The sequence below is a fragment of the Tautonia marina genome (genome assembly GCF_009177065.1).
GTDB classification, from domain to species: Bacteria; Planctomycetota; Planctomycetia; order Isosphaerales; family Isosphaeraceae; genus Tautonia; species Tautonia marina.
In genome coordinates, this window is sequence record NZ_WEZF01000006.1 from 84,025 (window position 1) to 100,058 (window position 16,034).

The window sequence follows — 16,034 nt, forward strand, 5'->3', positions numbered from 1 at the left end:
CCCTTACACCTTTCTTGAAATTTCCCCTAAGGTTGAACACTCGCCCCCCATTCACCACGTCAGGTTCACGACAGCATGGAAATCACGTCGGAGACCATCACCACGTTGCTTGCCCGCATCGAATCGGGTGACAACGAGGCGCGCGATGCCCTCCTGACGGTCGCCTATGACGAGTTGAAGCTTCTCGCCGCCGATCTGATGCGGGGCGAACGGGCCGGGCACACGCTCCAGCCGACCGCCTTGCTGCACGAAGCAATGCTCCGGGTGCAGCACCATCGCCAGATCGGCCAGGGCAGGGGGCGGTCGTACTTCTTCGCCGTGATGGTCGGGGCGATGCGCCGGGTGCTCGTCGATCACGCCCGAGCCCGGCAGGCCGCTCGACGAGGTGGGACCAATGCTCAGCGGGTCCCCCTCGATGCCATCGTCGATGCCGTCGAGCAGGATCAGCACCTCGACCTCATCGACCTGGACGATGCCCTCCAGCGGCTCGCTTCCTGGAACCCTCGACAGGCCGAGGTCGTCACCCTTCGCTACTTCGGTGGCTGGACCATCGCGGAAATTGCGAATCACTTGCTCTGTTCGGTTTCCCTGATCGAGAAAGACTGGCGGCTCGCTCGCGCCTGGCTTGCTCGACAACTGGGCGATGGTGAGTCATGAATCCCTCAGCGTGGAAGCGGGTCGATGAGCTCTTCGCGGCGGCCCTCGAACGGCCCGCCTCGGAACGATCGTCGTTCCTTCAAGAAGCTTGCGGAGCCGATACCGCCCTGCTTCGCGAGGTCGAAGCACTGCTTGAGGCCGATGCCTGTGCCAACGATCGAGCGTTCCTCGGGAAACCGCTCGGCGCGGAGTTTCAGGCATCGCGACTCGACCCCGAGCCGGACGATTCCCTCATCGGGCACCAGATCGGACCTTATGAGATCGAGGCGTTGATCGGCCGCGGAGGGATGGGGAGCGTTTACCGGGCGGTTCGCCGCGAGGAGTTCACGCAGGTCGTCGCCATCAAGCTCATCAAGCGCGGGATGGATACCGACGAAATCCTCCGCCGCTTTCGCAATGAGATGCACGTGCAGGCCGCGCTCGGTCAGCACCCGAATATCGCCGCCATCCTCGATGCCGGAACCACCGCCGACCACCGTCCGTACCTCGTCATGGAATGGATCGATGGGCTTCCGGTCGAGACCTATTGCGAGCGTCAGGGTCTCGGGATTCCTGAACGATTGCGTCTCTTTCGATCGATTTGCGAGGCGGTGCAATTCGCGCACTCGGTGGCCGTGATTCACCGCGATCTGAAACCGAGCAATATCCTGGTCACTCCCGCCGGCGTTCCCAAACTGATCGACTTTGGAATTGCCAAGTGGTTGAACACGGAGGAATCGGGGCGTGCCGATGATCCCTCAACCATGCCCGAACATCGGATCCTGACGCCACAGTACGCCAGCCCCGAGCAGATCGAAGGCCGACCCCTCTCGACAGCGACCGATGTCTATTCCCTCGGTGTCGTCCTGTTCGAACTCCTGACCGGAGAGCGTCCGTATCGGCTCACGACGGGACGAATGGACGAGTTGATCCAGGCCGTCTGCGAGCAGCCTCCTCCCCGTCCCAGTACCGTCGTGACTCAACTGGAGCATCGACAGACGCCCGCGGCCCCGGCAGACGGATTGCCGAGGACCGACCCGGTTCCGTTTGAGTCATTCGGTTCGAAGCGAAAGCTCGCTCGGCAACTCTCGGGCGATCTCGACAATATCGTCTTGATGGCGCTCCGCAAGGAACCGGAACGACGGTATGCCTCCGTCGAGCGGTTTTCGAGAGACATCGAACGACATCTCAAGGGAATCCCGGTCGAGGCAAGGCCCTCGACCCTGGGCTATCGACTGAGTCGATTTGTCCGGAGGAATCGAGTTGCGGTCGGACTGGCGGTGGTGATGCTCGTCCTGCTCATCGGGGGCATCGTGGGCACGACGGTGGGGATGCTCCGCGCCCGAGCCTCCGAAGCGATGGCGCTCCGCAACGAGGACCGGGCCCGCCGAGCCGTCGAGGAATTGCTGGTCCGGGTGACCGAAAACCAACTCCTGAATGCTCCCGGCCTTCAGGACCTCCGCCGCGAATTGCTCGAATCAGCGCTGGAGTATTATGAAGAATTCCTGGAAGACTCCAGCGACCAGCCCGCACTCCGGGTCAACCTGGCATCCACCTACAATCGGATCGCGAAGATCAACGAAATGATCGGCCGCAATGAGGAGGCCCTCAACGCCGATCGCCAGGCGCTCACGATTCTCGAAGAACTGATCCGATCCGAAACCGCGGATACCCCGGAATCGGTCGATCGCCGACTCGATTACCTTCATGACCACGCAACCGTCCTGAACAGCCTCGGCCTGATCGAACGGCGGATCGGGAGGACCGAGGACGCCCTCTCCTCCTTCGAACGATCTCGCGACAGCGCCCAAACCGTGGTGACAGCTCGACCAGACAGCGCCTTCTATCTGGAGGCCCTGGCCAATGTCGTGAATAACCTTGCCCTGGTGCTTGTCGAGGTTGGTCGGCTTGATGAGGCGATCGATTGTCACGATGAAGCGATTCGCTTGCAGCGATCACTCGTCGAGGGGCAATCTGACAATCTGGATTATCAGGCACAGCTTGCCGATATGCTTATGATTTCGAGCCGTCCTGCATTCATGATCGGAAACGATGACGGTGCCTTGGATGTGTTAGAGCAAAGTCTCTCCCTCTACGAATCCATTCGCGAGCAAGATTCGCGCAACATGCTGGATGCGAACCGCTATTCCCAGGCCCTTTCCCAGTACGCGGTCATTCAGATGTATCAGGGCAAGATCCTTGAGGCGAGGAACGCAACCGGCCGGGCGATTGACTTGCTGGAACCACTCGTGGAATCGAATCCGATGGTGCCCGACTATCAGTCAGACCTGCTCTATCTTTCCAATCTGGCCTGCGAGCTTGACCGGCGCGAAGGGCGCATTGATGAGGCGTTCGATTCGGCCTACGTCGCTGAGAACATTGGAGAGACGCTGATAAAATCACATCCTGACGTGACCGAGTACGTTTCTTATGCGTCAAAGAGTATGAATAATCTGGGTCGGCTGTTCGAAGCGCAAGGTGATCGCGGTAAGGCGCTGGAATATTATGATCGGGCGACAACGCTGCTCGAACAGATTGCCCAGGCCGATCCGATTCATAACTATAACCTTGCCTGCAATGCCGCCCTTGCCGCCCAGGTGGTTGGCGACGACCCCGAACAGCCCACCGAGGAAGACACTCAGGCACGACGGAACCGGAACGATCGAGCCATGAACGCGCTTCGCCGGGCCGTCGATGCAGGGTATGTCCGGATGGAGAACTTGGAGCACGATTCCGACCTGGATGGCCTTCGGAATCGACCCGACTTTCAGGAACTGATCGAGAGCCTCGATTGACGCAAGGACATCCCGTTCCAGGCCCCCCCGATGGGCCGGTTCGATTGCAAGGGGCCGAGGCCGGCGGGTATCGTGAGGATCGAAAGAGGGAACGGGCGACCTGTCCACGGCAGAACGACCCGCTCCCTGGTCCTTTTGAATCGCTCTGAGCCTTCCGAGGGAACATGATGTCCACGGCCACCGCTCCCGAGTTGACCTGTCCGACCCGCACCCAGATGTACGTTGACGGCAAATGGTGCGATGCCGTCGAGGGCGGCCGCCTGGCCGTGATCAACCCGGCCGACGAATCGACGATCGCCGAGGTCGCCTTCGGAGGTCGGGCCGACGCCGAGCGTGCCATCGACGCCGCCGCCAAGGCCCTGCCCGCCTGGCGTGCGAAGACCGCTTACGAGCGTGCCGAGTTCCTCAACAAGACGGCTGACCTCCTCCGTCAGCGGGCTGACGCCATCGCCCGAGCCCTAACCCTCGAACAGGGGAAGCCCGTTCCCGAGGCCCGCGCCGAGGTTCTCCATACCGCGGCCACCTTCGACTGGTTCGCCGAGGAAGGCAAGCGGGCCTACGGACGGATTATCCCCCCGACGATGGGCAACAAGCGGCACTTCGCCATCTCTCACCCGGTTGGCGTCGTCGGCACGATTACCCCCTGGAACTTTCCGCTGACTCTGCCGAGCCGAAAGCTTGCCCCGGCACTCGCCGCAGGCTGCACGGTTGTGACCCGACCGGCGGATCAGACCCCGCTCTGCGTAATTGCCCTGTTCGAGATCCTGGAAGAAGTCGGCTTGCCCCCCGGCGTAGCCAACCTGGTGATGGGCGATGCGCCGACGATTGCCGATGCCTACTTCGCCCGCCCCGAGATCGGCAAGGTCAGCTTCACCGGATCGACCCGAGTCGGGAAGGAGCTGATCCGTAAGTCGGCCGATGGGGTCAAGCGGCTCAGCCTCGAACTGGGCGGGCATGCACCGCTCATCGTCTTCGAGGACGCCGACGTCGAGCAGGTCGCCAAGGCCGCCGTACTCGGTAAGTTCCGCAACAATGGTCAGGTCTGCATCGCCCCTTCACGGTTCTATATCCACGAGAAACTGGCGAAGCAGTTTACCGAGGTGGCCGTTGAAGAAACGAAGCGGCTGAAGCTCGGCCCCGGCTGGGAAGAAGGGGTCACCGTCGGCCCAATGTTCGCCGAACAGGGGCTCGCGAAGGCGGTTGAACTCATCGACGACGCCAAGGCTCGGGGCGCCTCCGTCCTGGCTGGGGGCGGCAAGTCGAGCCGCTTCGACAAGGGATACTTTTGCGAGCCGACGATTCTCCACAACGTCGACGGCTCGATGCGTCTCATGACCGAGGAGCCCTTCTCCCCTGTCATGCCTTTGGTCGACTTCTCGAAGGTTGACGAGGTGATCAAGGCCGCCAACGACACGCCCTATGGTTTGGCCGCCTACGTCTTCACCAACGACCTGACCATTGCCACCCGGATGGCTGAAGGTCTCGAAGCCGGGATCATCGGCATCAACGACCCCGTTCCCGCCACTCCTCAGGCTCCTTTCGGTGGCATGAAGCAATCCGGTCTCGGCCGAGAATTGGGAATCGAAGGGCTCGAATCGTACCTCGAAACCAAGTCCGTCTCGATCGGCCTGCGGGGCTGATCCGAACCAATCGGGGCCGGTCACGCGCCGGTCCCGATTCGACGGCTCTCCTTCGAACTTTGGGGGCTCCCGATGCAGAATTGCCGGGCGTTCGCGTGGCCGTGGCGAGCGTCTTCGAGTGAATCGACTCGTTACCCGCCGGGCCTGCTCAACTGATAGAGCACGATCCCGGCGGCGACGGCGACATTGAGCGATTCGGCCCCCGCTCGCATGGGAATGGTGACCCGCCGATCGCATCGGGCAATCCATTCAGGAGCAAGCCCGTGGGCCTCGGAACCCATCACCATCGCCAGACGATCGGGGCGAGCGAACGAGGAAAGCGGTTCCGCGTCGGGGTCGGTTACGGTCGCGGCGAGTTGAAGTCCGAACGTGCGTTGCCAGTCGACAAGCCGATCGGCCAGGTCGTCGAGGACGATCACCGGCAGGGCGAGCGCCGTCCCCATCGACACCCGAAGCACGCGTCGGGAAAGGGGATCAGGACAGGTCGGACCCACCAGGACGGCATCCACCCCGAACACATCGGCCGTTCGGACGATCGTTCCCAGGTTCTCCGGATTCTGGACGACCGGGCAAACGACGAGGTTCAACGACGTCGCCGACGGGTTGACGATGGATGCGGGATCGATCTGCGGAAGACGGACCCCGACGGCCATCGCTCCTTGATGAAAGTTGAACCCGACAAGGGTGCTGATTTTCTGATGATCGACCACGAAGGCCGGCACCTTCTCCGGGATCTTTGGCCCGATCCGATCTGCGTGGCGATCGGACAGCAGGGCCGACTCCATCGGATACCGGCTCTCGCGGAGCTGGTCCACGAGCTTTTCCCCCTCGACCACGAACCGAGGGAGATACCTCGTTTCGTTCGTTGCCTTCAGGTGGCGATAGGAAATCAGGCGCGGATCGTCCAGGTCATCGAGGGGGATCAGGGGCATCGGTCGTGGGCCGCTCGTCGGTGGAGAGAATTATCCATGATTAGAAACTTTTTTCAGACTTCCACCAGTCCGGCCCGTCTCCCAGGATCGAAGCGTTCAACTCCAGCAACTGCTCGGTCATTTGCTTGAACCGCTCCGGTTCCTGAGCGGAGAGGTCGGTCGTTTCCCGTGGATCTTCCTCGACGTTGAACAGGAGGAACCTGGTGAGATCAACGTTCCCCACAATCTTCCAGTCACCGACCCGCATGGCGATCCGGCTGTCGGGGCTGGAGATGTGTGTCCTCCAGTAGAGCGGAACCGGGCGCTCGACCGGCTTGCCTGCAAAGGCTGGGATCATGCTCACGCCGTCGATCACCCGATCATCGGGTAAGGGGATGCCGACAATCTCGCAGATGGTGCTGAAGATGTCGGAGCCGATGACCGGCACATTGCTCACCGATCCCGGCTCGATCTGACCGGGCCAGCGAACAATGCCGGGAACTCGAATGCCCCCTTCGAAGTCGTCGCGCTTGCGACCGCGCAAGCCGCCGGTCGACCCCTGGTTTCGGTTGCGTTGCGAGTTCGGATTGGCCGGATCACCAAGTCCGTCACCCTCGGGGCCGTTGTCGGAGGTGAAAAAGACGATTGTTGAGTCGGTCAAACCCTGGCGGTCCAGTTCCGCCATCAGCATCCCAAACGCATGATCAAGCTGGGTGACGTTGCCGTGATGTTGGAGAACGCCGGGGTTGTCGGTCTGATCTTCGTAACGCGCCATGAACCTCGGGTCCGACTCGATCGGTAGGTGCGGCTCATGCGTCCAGACCTGGAGATAGAAGGGCGCATCGGGATTCCGATGCTCTCGGAGCCACTCGATTCCTTCCTCCGCCACCAGAACGGCCGAGAACCCCTCCATCGGCCCGACCGGTTCGCCGTTGCGGACAAAGTTTTCGGGATTCTTGTGCGTTGGCGCGGCGTTGTTCTGGGTGGCGAACCAGTAGTCGAAGCCGTGATCGCTCGGCTGTGGCTGTTCCGGTGAGTTGAACATCCCGTTCAGGTGCCACTTCCCCACATGGGCGGTCTCATACCCCTGATCCTTGAGCAATCGAGCAATCGTGATTTCCGAAGGACGCAGATGCACTGGATGCCCCTCCGGAATCCATCGAAATACGCCGTTGCGATACGGCGTCCGTCCCGTCAGGATCGCCGACCGAGAGGGAGAGCAGACCCCGCAGGCCGAGTAGCACTGCGTGAACCGGACTCCTTGTTCGGCGAACTGGTCGAGGTTCGGCGTCTCGATCATCGGGTGCCCGTAGCAGCCAAGGTCCCCCCAGCCGAGGTCGTCGGCCAGAAAGACCACGATGTTCGGTGGGCGTTCGGCCTCATCCGCGGCCTGAGCCGCCGAAACCAAGACGCCGAGCAGGAGGGCCATCGAGAGGGATCTGGATGTCATCATAACTCTCCTCACGGGGTGTCGCGACGGACGCTGACGAAGTAGGCCCCTCGCGATCCTTCGGGGCCTTCAAACCACGTTTGCAACGATGTCGGGCCGGCCTCCAGTTCCACGCGGAAGGTGATGGCGACATCTTCCGGCCCGACCGGCTTCGAGGCCTCAAGCTCCCCGATCACCACTCGCGCATCATGAGCGATCGGGCCGGGGCCGTCGTTGATTGGCCTCGGCTCCTGCGTCGGCCATCGTCGCAGTTCGATCGTATAAACGCCGTCCCGATCGACCTCGATGTTCCAGATGCCGTTCCGGACAAGTCCTTCGCGGATCATCGTCTGGTTCCACGGCGGATTTTCCTCCGCCCCGGTCCAGTCGTGGCAGGTCAGCCGAGTCGGGTTTTCCGCGTCGGAGCCGACAACGATCCGCGCCACTCGATCGTGAGTCCGGGAAACATCGTCCCACCAACGATCGTAAATGGCGCGTAGGGCTGTGACCGTTTCGGGAAGATCGGCCGCTCGATCCTTGCTCTGGCCGGGATCCTCTCCGATCTCATACAGTTCCGTCCCGTTGACGAGCCGCCATTCTTCGGTCATGACCGCGCATTGGCGATACTTTTGCGGCTCGTCGATCCGTTGCGATTCCACCACGATCGCCCGCTCGGGCCAGTCGATGGCGTTTCCGCGGAGCAGGGGGGCGAGGCTCCGGCCATCGAACGCGACCCCCTCCGGCCGGTCGAGGTCGCACAGTTCGATCAAGGTCGGGAACAGGTCGAGATGAGCCGATAGGTGCTCGACATCTCGACCTCCGCCGATTCCACCCTGGGGCCACCGAACGAAACACGGGACACGATGGCCTCCATCGTACGGGCTGCCTTTCTGTCCTCGCATCCCCGCGTTGTAACCGAGCTCCCCCCGCACTCCGGAGGCGGTACCGTTGTCGGTCATGAAGATGACAATCGTGTTGTCGGCCAGTCCCCGATCCTCCAGCGCCGCGAGCAATCGACCGACATTCTCATCAATGTTCGTGATCATCCCGTAAAACGCGGCGTTCGGCACGTTCGGGTTCTCAGCGTACATCGCTTCGTACGCCTCAGGAACCAGGTACGGGGAATGGGGGGCATTGGTGGCGAGGTAGCAAAAGAAGGGCTTCTGCGCTTCACTCTGCTCGGTGAGAAACTGGAGCGCCGCATCGAACCAGACATCGGTGCAATATCCGAAGGTCGGACGCGGCGTGCCATTCTCCATGAACAGATCATCAAAGTAATCATTTCCCCAGGAATCCGGGGTCTGGCCAACCCCTCCTCCGCCATGAATCAAGGAGTGTTCGAATCCGAAGTCCTGAGGCCGAGAGGGAAAGTTGTCTCCCAGATGCCACTTGCCAAAGATCCCCGTCGCGTAGCCGGAGCGGGCGAACACCTCGGCCATCGTGGTTTCGTCTCGATGGAGGATCGAACGCCCCCGAATCGTGTGCCAGACCCCGACCCGGCCTGAGTACCGGCCGGTCATCAAGGCCGATCGCGTGGGCGAACAGGTCGGATCGACATGAAAATCGGTCAGGCGAACGCTCTCGGCATGCAAGGCGTCGAGATTCGGCGTTCGGATAATCGGATTGCCGTGACAGGCCAGGTCGCCGTAGCCCTGATCATCGGTCATGATAAGCAAGACATTCGGCCGTCGAGCGACCTCTGCGTCCTGCCCCTGGCTTGTCGACTCGAACGCAAGCAAGGTCGTCAGCACGACCCCGAGCGCCCTCCACCCAATCCCTCGCCAACGATTGCGTCCGATTCGATCCATCATGCTTGCTCCGGTTCGATTGCGTCCGGACCCTTTGACGTGAAGATGGACGACCTCGTGGAGTCCCGCTCCGGCCGGAGTATAATAGGCGATCACTAAGGCCGTCCACCGGCCAACGTTCAGACGTGAGTCAATCCGACCAAACGTCTCTTCTCCTCTCCGAGTTCAACACCCCGCGAGACGAGCACCATGAGAGCGACCGCCGTGATCTGGTCCGTGATGGCCCTGGCGACGCTGGCGTCGCCGCAGGTTTCCATCCCTCAGGCTATCGCCCAAGCCGAAGCCCCAGAACGGCTCATCCTCGAAAAGGGGGACCGGATTGTTCTGATCGGGAACACCCTGGCCGAGCGCATGCAATATTTTGGCCACTGGGAAACCCTGCTCCATAGCCGCTTCCCCGAGCTGGAACTGGTGGTTCGGAATCTTGGCTGGTCCGCCGACGAGTTGACTCTGCGGCCCCGGTCGCAGGACTTCCAGGACCACGGCCATACTCTGCAGGACCACAAGCCCGACGTCGTGATCGCCGCCTTCGGCTACAACGAGTCGTTCGCCGGTCCTGAAGGTCTGGACAGCTTTCGACGCGACCTGGATGCGTTTATCGATGAAACCACCTCCACCGCCTACAACGGCGAATCGCCGCCAACCCTCGTGCTGCTCTCTCCCATCGCCCACGAGGACCTCGGCAAGCGGACCCTCCCGGACGGAGCCACCAACAACGAGAACCTTGCCCTCTACACCGAGGCGATGGCCGAGATCGCCCAGGACAAAGGGGTCCTGTTCATTGACCTCTTTCACCCGACCCGAGAGCAATTCGAAGCGGATGACGAGCCCTGGACCTTCAACGGCGTCCACCTGACTGACGACGGCTACCGCAAGCTCGCCCCGATCCTCGACGAGAGTCTGTTCGGTCCCAGGCCCGGCCCCGATTCCATTGCCGCCGATCTTGACGCACTCCGCGCAGAGGTCCAGGAAAAGAACAAACAGTTCTTTTATGACCATCGCGCCGTTAACGGCTTCTATATTTACGGTGGCCGCAAAGAGCCCTTTGGCGTGGTCAATTTTCCGGCCGAATTCGCCAAGCTTCGCAAGATGATCGAGGTCCGCGACGGCCGCATCTGGGAAGTCGCCCGGGGCAACGAGGTGCCCGACGAGATTGACGACTCCGGGACCGGCGAGTTTGTCACCATCGAAAGTAATGTTCAAGGACCGATCAAAATCACCTCTCCCGAAGAAGCCCTTGAGAGCTTCACCCTGCCCGAAGGCTTCGAGATCAACCTCTTCGCCTCCGAGCAGGACTTCCCCGACCTGAAAAACCCCTGTCAGTTCGCCTTCGACACCAAGGGACGCCTCTGGGTCACGACCATGGCGTCGTACCCGATGTACCTGCCCGGTACCCCCGTCGATGACAAGGTCCTCATCCTCGAAGACACCGACGGCGACGGCAAGGCCGACAAGCAGACCATCTTCGCCAGAGGCTTGCATATTCCGACCGGGATCGAGATCGGCGACGGCGGCGCTTATGTGGCTCAGCAGCCGAACCTGGCGTTCATCAAGGATACCGACGGCGACGACATTGCCGACGAGTACTCCTACCGCCTCCACGGCTTCGACTCGGCCGACTCGCACCACTCGATCAGCGCCTTCACCTGGGGCCCTGACGGCGCGCTTTACTTCCAGGAAGGCACGTTCCACCACTCGCAGATCGAGACCCCTCACGGCCCGACCCGCGTCAAGAACGCCGGGGTCTTCCGCTACGAGCCGTTGACCGAGAAGCTCGACATCTTCGTCTCCTATCCCTTCGCCAACCCCTGGGGGCACTACTTCGACCGCTGGGGCCAGAACTTCGTGGCCGACGCCTCCGGCGGCGCGAACTATTACGGCACCGCCTTCTCGGGCGATGTCGATTACCCGCGCAAGCATCCGAGGCTCAACGAGTTCCTCGTCAAGCAGTGGCGGCCGACCTCCGGTTGCGAACTCGTCTCCAGCCGCAACTTCCCCGACGATTGGCAGGGGAACTATCTGATCAACAACTGCATCGGCTTCCACGGCGTCCTCAACTACTCGATGCGTGAGGAAGACTCCGGCTTTGCCGCCGACCCGGCCGAACCGCTCGTGCGGTCGAGTGACACCAACTTCCGGCCGGTCGATCTCGAATTCGGTCCCGATGGCGCGCTTTACCTTGTCGATTGGTTCAACCCCCTGATCGGCCACATGCAGCACTCGATTCGCGACCCGAACCGAGACGCCGTCCACGGCCGGATCTGGCGGATTCACTACACCGGCAAGCCTCTCGTCGAACCGGCCAAGATCGCCGGCGAGCCCATTCCCGCCCTGCTCGATCTGCTCAAGGAATACGAGGACCGGACTCGCTACCGTGCCCGGATCGAGCTGCGGACCCGAGACACGGACGAGGTCATGTCTGCCCTCGACGACTGGGTCGCCAACCTCGACCAGGACGATCCCGAGTACTGGCGGCACATGCTCGAAGCCCTCTGGGTGCACCAGCAGCACGACGTTGTCGATCAGGACTTCCTGCAAACCCTCCTGACCTGCCCCGAGCCCAAGGCCCGCGCTGCCGCCTCCCGCGTGCTCGGCTACTGGCGAGACCGGCTCGACAACCCGCTTGGGTTGCTCCAGCAGCAGGTCAACGACGATCACCCCCGCGTCCGGCTCGAAGCCGTTCGAGCCCTGAGCTTCTTCGAAGGGGACGACGCCCTCCTCGCTCAAGAAATCGCGCTCGAATCGCTCCTGCATCCCCAGGATTACTACCTGGAGTACACCCTGAACGAGACGAATGCGACGCTCAGCGAACGCATCCTGAACCTCTCCGCCGGGGAGTGATCCTTCGTCACTGGAACGTTCCTCTCTTAACCCTCTTCCCCGCTCCGCTCGCGGGGGAGAGGGTGGCCGAAGGCCGGGTGAGGGGGGCTGTAACTCGAACGTTACGGCTCGTGATCCGGCCAGAAACCCCTCACTCGGCCTGTTCCCCGCGATCGGGGGGCGGGTGACACGCGACGAGGATTGTCCCCAGTCTCCGACCAACAGCCCGCCCGGCTGCCCCACCTGAACCGCTCTCGAAGCCCGACCGAGGTTTCCCGATGATCCCGACCGTTTCGGCGCTCCCAAGGGGAGCAAACTGCCAGCGTCTCTTGATGCTCATGGCCCTGATGCTTCTGGCCGGTCTTCCCGGAGCCGTCCGAGCCCAGGACCAGGAAAGCGCGATGGTCCGGATGCTCCGGAGCGGCCGAGTTCCCGACGATCGCCAGGGGACGCTGATCACCCTGATCGGCCGCCAGGGGTCCCCCAACGACCTCGGGTTCCTGCTCGAACTGGCCACCGATCCGGAACTTGCGTCCGACGCCAACCGTCGCCTCGCCCTCGATGCGCTCACTCAGGCCGCCCGCAACCGCAGCGTGTTCCCCGAGGGTGACCGCTCCCGGATCGCCGCCCTGTTCCAGGGTGACACCACTCCGGATGATGACGAGGCCCGCCTCTCGGCCATCCGTCTTGCTGGGGCGTGGAAGGTCGAGGAAGCCAGTAATCCCCTTGCCGTCATCGCTGCCAAGCCCGACGAACCGCGAGCCTTGCGCGAGGCCTCGCTCATTGCCCTCGCTGACATCGGGGGCCCTGCCAGCCGGAAGGCAATCGAATCACTGGCCAGCCCCGAACAGCCGAAGTCCGTTCGCGTCCCGGCGATCGCAGCACTGGTCAGTCTCGATGTCGATGCCGCCGCCGATCGGGCCGTCGCGGCCCTGGCCGAAGGCATTGGCGATCTTGACGACATCGCTCCCTTGATGACCGCCTTCCTCGACCGTCAGGTCGGCCCGGAACGGCTTGCCGCCGAGATCCGCGAGCAAGGGCTTGCCGCCGACCCGGCCAAGCTCGCCCTGCGCTATCTCTACTCCGTGGGCAGGACCGACGCCCCGCTCGTCTCCGCCCTGAGCGATGCCGCCGGCATCCTCACCGACCCCGAGCCGATGTCCGACGCCGAGATGCAGCAATTCATCGCCGACGTTCGTGACCACGGCAACCCCGAGCGCGGTGAACGCATCTTCCGTCGCGAGGACGTCAACTGCACCAAGTGCCACGCCATCAGTGGGGCCGGTGGCAACGTCGGTCCCGACCTCAGCGCCATCGGCGCGAGTTCCCCCCCCGACTATCTCACCCGTTCGATCATCACTCCCGAGGAAGCCGTCAAGGAGGAGTACGGAGTCAAGACGGTCCTGACGATCGATGGTCAGATTTTTCAGGGGGTCGTCAAGGAGTCGAGCGCCGAACGCCTCGTGCTTCGCGAAGCCACCGGGGTCGACCGCGTCATCCCCGTCGATGACATCGAGGACGAGAAATCGGGCGGCTCACTGATGCCCGCCGGTCTGGTCAACTTCCTGACCCGCGATGAGTTCGTCGATCTCGTTGCGTTCCTCGACCAGCTCGGGAAACCTGGCCCGTACGCCATCCGAGCCACCCCGTCAATCCAGCGCTGGGGAGTGCTTCCCTGGCCCGACTCGGGCTCCGAACTCGATCCCGACACCACCGCCTCGACCGGGGTGGCCAAGCTTCCCCCGTCGATCGCCGAGGCGAATCCCAGCGACTGGCGACCTGTTTACGGCATGACCGGTGGCACCTTGCCGCTTGACGAGGTGACCCAAATGACCGAGACCCCGGTCGTCGCCCTTCGCGGCGAGGTCGGTGTCATCCGGCCGGGGTTCGTGACCTTTTCGATCGACTCGGCCGAGGGACTCTCTCTCTGGCTCGACGGTCAGCCAATCGCCGCCGCGGAATCCGTCTCGGCGGAACTCGCTCCCGGTCGCCATGACCTCGTCATCCGTGTCGACACCGAGGAACGCGCTGCCGAGGGCATCATGGTTGAGGTCACTCGTTCCCCGGGTTCGCGCGCCGATTTCACCGTCGTCGGTGGCCCCTGAGCAACCTCGCTCCCTTCCGATTGAGTGGTCTCAGTCCGGCAAACGGGCGGGTGGAAGTTTGTGGAGTCAGGTCGGTGCTGACCGGCCCCGCAAGACAGACTTCCGCTTGCCCGATGCCTCGACTCGGCTACAATCCGGGCCGTCAAGGAGATCAGACGGCGCGAACTCAGGGAGGATTCGCCGATGAGCAGGCGCAAACGCCGGATCCTGGCCCTGCTCGTGGCCTCGCTCGTGTGCGGGGTGGCGATCGACCGTCGGCACGAGGTTCTTGAGAAGCGCGTCGCGGTCATCGCTCCCGGCCACCTGGTTCGCGGAGCCTGGCAGCGCTCCTGGCCCTTGCGGCGGTTGATCGACCGCGAAGGGGTGCGCACGATCGTCACCCTCACGGCGATCAACACCCACGACCCGAAGTACGTCATGCAGCGCAAGGTCGTCGACCAGGCCGGCATCGATTGGGTCATCGTCCCCATGCGAGGTTCAACCGCCACGATCGAGCAGTTGGCCGAGACTGCAGACCTGCTGGCCGACCCCGCGAGGCAGCCAGTCTTCTTTCACTGCGTTGCCGGTCATCATCGAACGAACCTCGCCCTGGCGGCCTACCGAATTCGTCACGAGGGCTGGTCGGCGGATCAGGCCTGGGCCGAGCTCTTGCAGTTTCCCTGGACGAGAGCCGAGGCCGACGCCGACGATCTCCGCCTGATCGAAGCCTTTGCCGCGATCCACCGCGGCCGCGGCAAGGAGTTGCAGAATGACCCGGAAGCAGATCTTACGGACGATCGCCCGAAGCCTGGCGGTCCTGGCGGTGTTGCTCGTGATCTTCATCGGCTGGCGATGGACGACGGGCAACGTCGGCACCGTTGAACCCGGCTCGATCTACCGATCGGCCCAGCTCGACGGCGACTCCCTCTCCCGGCTCATCCAATCCAGGGGGATCCGGACGGTGCTCAACCTCCGGGGGCCGAATCCCCAGTCGTCCTGGTACCCCCCCGAGCGCGAGGCGACTCTGAAGGCCGGCGCCACCCTGATCGACGTGCCGATGTCGTCCGATTACTGGCTCACCCCCGAGCAGGCCGACGAACTGATCGCGCTGCTCGACTCGGCCGAGCGTCCCCTTCTGATCCACTGCCAGTTCGGTTCCGAGCGAACGGGCCTCGTCTCGTCCATGGCGACGTTGCTCCGGCCCGGCAGCTCGCTCGCCGAGGCCAGGGCCCAGTTCTCCCTCTACTATCTGTTTCTCCCTCTGGAGGATGGCTTGGTCATGCAGGGGCACCTGCGGCAATATGAGCAATGGCTCGAAGCCGAAGGCCGCTCGCACGATTCCGAAACCTTCCGCGAATGGATCGCCCGGTCTTACCGACCGGGAACACCGAACCGCTCGCTCTGGCCTTACAACCCGTACCCGCTCCGCGTCGTCACCCGGCCCGAAGACGCGGCGGTTCGCCACTGACGCGATCGATTCTGGGAGCGCCGAACGATGCCGGAAAGTCACGAGATTGAGATCCGGGTCCGCTATGCCGAGACCGACCGGATGGGCCTGCTCCACCACGCCAACTATCTCGTCTACTTCGAGATGGGCCGGACCGAACTGCTCCGAAGCCGAGGGGTTTCCTACCGAGACGTGGAAGACTCCGGTTTTCTGCTGGTGCTCGTTGATCTTGGCTGCAAGTACAAGCGCCCGGCCCGCTACGACGACGTCTTGACCCTTCGCACCTCCGTCGAGCGGGTCACGCACGTCAAGATTGTCCACCGCTACGAATTACGGCGCGACGACGAACTTCTGGCCGAGGGACACTCGACCCTCGCCTGTATCGATCGAACCGGGCGTCCGCAGCCCCTGCCGGCCTTGCTTCGGGGGGGAGAGCAGGGCGATCCAGCCTGATCGCTCTGCCC

General features: G+C 62.9%; 11 protein-coding genes. 8 read left to right on the forward strand and 3 right to left on the reverse strand.

The features are described from left to right. Positions 1-75: 75 nt before the first annotated feature. The 3 genes from GA615_RS09145 to GA615_RS09155 all read left to right on the forward strand — a co-directional run bounded on the left by GA615_RS09145 (position 76) and on the right by GA615_RS09155 (position 5,071). Positions 76-657 (forward strand): ECF-type sigma factor, encoded by a 582-nt coding sequence (locus GA615_RS09145; RefSeq protein ID WP_152050985.1) that lies wholly within the window; start codon positions 76-78, stop codon positions 655-657. Next, complete coding sequence (locus GA615_RS09150) at positions 654-3,431, forward strand: serine/threonine-protein kinase (RefSeq protein ID WP_152050986.1); 2,778 nt, start codon at positions 654-656, stop codon at positions 3,429-3,431. The genes GA615_RS09145 and GA615_RS09150 overlap by 4 nt, the downstream gene beginning before the upstream one ends. 167 nt (positions 3,432-3,598) lie before the next feature. Beyond that, positions 3,599-5,071 (forward strand): NAD-dependent succinate-semialdehyde dehydrogenase, encoded by a 1,473-nt coding sequence (locus GA615_RS09155; RefSeq protein ID WP_235905265.1) that lies wholly within the window; start codon positions 3,599-3,601, stop codon positions 5,069-5,071. Positions 5,072-5,202: 131 nt separating this feature from the next. On the opposite strand, the gene GA615_RS09160 is transcribed toward GA615_RS09155, so the two are convergent. Genes GA615_RS09160 through GA615_RS09170 form a run of 3 tightly spaced genes read right to left on the reverse strand, consistent with a single transcriptional unit; the run spans position 5,203 to position 9,222 of the window. Beyond that, on the reverse strand, positions 5,203-6,003 hold the full coding sequence (locus GA615_RS09160; RefSeq protein WP_152050987.1) for a TrmH family RNA methyltransferase: 801 nt from the start codon (positions 6,001-6,003) through the stop codon (positions 5,203-5,205). Between the two features lie 40 nt (positions 6,004-6,043). Then, positions 6,044-7,435, reverse strand: a complete 1,392-nt coding sequence (locus GA615_RS09165; RefSeq protein WP_152050988.1) for a sulfatase — start codon at positions 7,433-7,435, stop codon at positions 6,044-6,046. Positions 7,436-7,443: 8 nt separating this feature from the next. Then, positions 7,444-9,222: an arylsulfatase gene (locus GA615_RS09170; RefSeq protein WP_201750147.1), complete on the reverse strand. Its 1,779-nt coding sequence runs from the start codon at positions 9,220-9,222 to the stop codon at positions 7,444-7,446. A gap of 186 nt (positions 9,223-9,408) precedes the next feature. Between GA615_RS09170 and GA615_RS09175 the strand changes: the two genes are divergently transcribed. From GA615_RS09175 to GA615_RS09195, 5 genes are all read left to right on the forward strand, one after another. Next, positions 9,409-12,060: a PVC-type heme-binding CxxCH protein gene (locus tag GA615_RS09175; RefSeq protein WP_152050989.1), complete on the forward strand. Its 2,652-nt coding sequence runs from the start codon at positions 9,409-9,411 to the stop codon at positions 12,058-12,060. Between the two features lie 257 nt (positions 12,061-12,317). After that, on the forward strand, positions 12,318-14,144 hold the full coding sequence (locus GA615_RS09180; RefSeq protein WP_152050990.1) for a c-type cytochrome: 1,827 nt from the start codon (positions 12,318-12,320) through the stop codon (positions 14,142-14,144). Positions 14,145-14,327: 183 nt separating this feature from the next. After that, positions 14,328-15,005 (forward strand): fused DSP-PTPase phosphatase/NAD kinase-like protein, encoded by a 678-nt coding sequence (locus GA615_RS09185; RefSeq protein ID WP_152050991.1) that lies wholly within the window; start codon positions 14,328-14,330, stop codon positions 15,003-15,005. Beyond that, positions 14,893-15,591, forward strand: coding sequence for a fused DSP-PTPase phosphatase/NAD kinase-like protein (locus GA615_RS09190; protein WP_152050992.1), 699 nt, complete (start codon positions 14,893-14,895; stop codon positions 15,589-15,591). Before GA615_RS09185 ends, GA615_RS09190 begins: the two co-directional genes overlap by 113 nt. Before the next feature lie 27 nt (positions 15,592-15,618). Further along, a complete protein-coding gene (locus tag GA615_RS09195; protein WP_152050993.1) occupies positions 15,619-16,023 on the forward strand; it encodes an acyl-CoA thioesterase in 405 nt (134 codons plus the stop codon). Positions 16,024-16,034 lie beyond the last annotated feature (11 nt).

Excerpts from the sequence above, each read along its gene's own strand:
- GA615_RS09145 (WP_152050985.1), top strand. The coding sequence starts at position 76 with ATGGAAATCACGTCGGAGACCATCACCACGTTGCTTGCCCGCATCGAA.
- GA615_RS09195 (WP_152050993.1), top strand. The coding sequence starts at position 15,619 with ATGCCGGAAAGTCACGAGATTGAGATCCGGGTCCGCTATGCCGAGACC.
- GA615_RS09160 (WP_152050987.1), bottom strand. The coding sequence starts at position 6,003 with ATGCCCCTGATCCCCCTCGATGACCTGGACGATCCGCGCCTGATTTCC.
- GA615_RS09150 (WP_152050986.1), top strand. The coding sequence starts at position 654 with ATGAATCCCTCAGCGTGGAAGCGGGTCGATGAGCTCTTCGCGGCGGCC.
- GA615_RS09170 (WP_201750147.1), bottom strand. The coding sequence starts at position 9,222 with ATGATGGATCGAATCGGACGCAATCGTTGGCGAGGGATTGGGTGGAGG.
- GA615_RS09180 (WP_152050990.1), top strand. The coding sequence starts at position 12,318 with ATGATCCCGACCGTTTCGGCGCTCCCAAGGGGAGCAAACTGCCAGCGT.
- GA615_RS09185 (WP_152050991.1), top strand. The coding sequence starts at position 14,328 with ATGAGCAGGCGCAAACGCCGGATCCTGGCCCTGCTCGTGGCCTCGCTC.
- GA615_RS09175 (WP_152050989.1), top strand. The coding sequence starts at position 9,409 with ATGAGAGCGACCGCCGTGATCTGGTCCGTGATGGCCCTGGCGACGCTG.
- GA615_RS09190 (WP_152050992.1), top strand. The coding sequence starts at position 14,893 with ATGACCCGGAAGCAGATCTTACGGACGATCGCCCGAAGCCTGGCGGTC.
- GA615_RS09155 (WP_235905265.1), top strand. The coding sequence starts at position 3,599 with ATGTCCACGGCCACCGCTCCCGAGTTGACCTGTCCGACCCGCACCCAG.
- GA615_RS09165 (WP_152050988.1), bottom strand. The coding sequence starts at position 7,435 with ATGATGACATCCAGATCCCTCTCGATGGCCCTCCTGCTCGGCGTCTTG.